The organism is Chryseolinea sp. T2 (assembly GCF_037203685.1).
Classification (GTDB): domain Bacteria; phylum Bacteroidota; class Bacteroidia; order Cytophagales; family Cyclobacteriaceae; genus Chryseolinea.
Genome location: NZ_JBBCAU010000031.1, coordinates 1 through 1,486 on the forward strand (window position 1 = coordinate 1; position 1,486 = coordinate 1,486).

Genomic DNA, 1,486 nt, shown 5'->3' on the forward strand with positions numbered 1-1,486 from the left:
CCCTTCTATGTTAAAAAACAACTTCCTTAGAGAGTATATTTTCTTTTTTGGCAGTTTAAAGGGTTGCAACTTTAAGTAACAGGCAAAGCGGAAGCAGGCTCTGCTGGAGAGCAACTTGCCAGGAATAACCTGTTCGACTGGAATGGTCAAAAGGGTTGGGTTTTCTCAACCCTTTTTTTATTTGATCATTCCAAGAGCTTATTCCTGAAAAAAACTCATTCTAAAACCTTTCCAATCAACCTTCTATCAGCGAATACGCAGTGCGCATCGCATTTCTGTATTAAAAGAAAAAGATGGGAGACTGTAGTCTCCGGGGGAGCAGACCAAAAGGCTGCAAGGGATCCGTCTACAGTTCTCCCAAAGTTCTAAATTGAAAGGGTATTCAGATCATTTTTAATTGATACGCTTGTCGAGTAATCAATACAAATCGTATTCTATTCAACAGTTTTCTAGCAATCCTTATAATGGCTTGTTGGCCTTTCATTCTTTGACACAACTGATGGTACGTTTTCAATAAGATAGGGTCTATGCTTGCTGCCTTCCACGCACACTGAAGAAGAATGGGTTGCACGTATAAATTCTTCCTGGAAGTCAAACGACCCGTAATTGAAGTATCCCCACTGGAATGAATGTTAGGGATCAGTCCAACATAGCTACAAAGATGATCTACATTCTTAAATCGAGTAATGTCGCCCAGCTCAGTCAGAAAGGTTAAACCGCCAATTAGGCCCACTCCAGGAATGGTCCTCAGAAGCTTAACGCGATCTTTGTATCTCTCTTCATTAGCTAGTATGAGTAGCCTCCTGGAAACAGACCTTTTCGAAGCCAACAAGTACTCAAGATCCTGGATCAGAAAATTTAGGACCGCATTGCCAGTACTGACAGGGAACTCAATCTCCTTCAGCCACTGAATGAATTTCAAAGACCATTGCGTTTCTGGGAAAGTGGCTGGAATGCTAATACCATAATAGTGCAAGGTGCTCTTGATTCGATTTTTTCGTCTGGTTATATCCGTTACCAATTTCTTTCTCAACCGAACCAGTTCTCGATCATGTTGCTGTTGGAGATCAGGAACGTGGATTCCTTTTAAGACACCACTTCGAAGATCTTTGCACAGTTTACGACTGTCAACGTGGTCATACTTTTGCTTTTTCTCCTTATCGCTGGTGGGTACATCTGCGGGATTGACGACAATGTTGTGTAACCCCTCCTTAGAAAGCGCTTCATGAATCCAAAACCCGCAAAACCCAGCTTCGTACACACTGTAATATTGAGCACCAGGAAAGTTTTCCCGGACATAGCGCACCAACTTTTCGGGCTCGGGCGGCTGCACAAAGGTCTTATGGTCCCGCAAGGTTGTCATGATGCTCACAGTCCATTGCTTTTTGTGAACGTCAATGCCGATATAGACAGGTTCCCCGGCAAAGGAAAAATCCTTAGCTTGTATTGTTTTCATAAGCCTGGAAGATTTATTTAAAATGATATG

The 1,486-nt window shown here is 42.5% G+C and carries 1 protein-coding gene; it reads right to left on the bottom strand.

Annotation, left to right across the window (positions count from 1 at the left end; translation table 11 throughout):
* Positions 1 to 382: 382 nt before the first annotated feature.
* On the bottom strand, positions 383 to 1,486 hold a 1,104-nt coding region (locus tag WBG78_RS30700), incomplete at its 5' end, for an IS110 family transposase (RefSeq protein WP_337330370.1).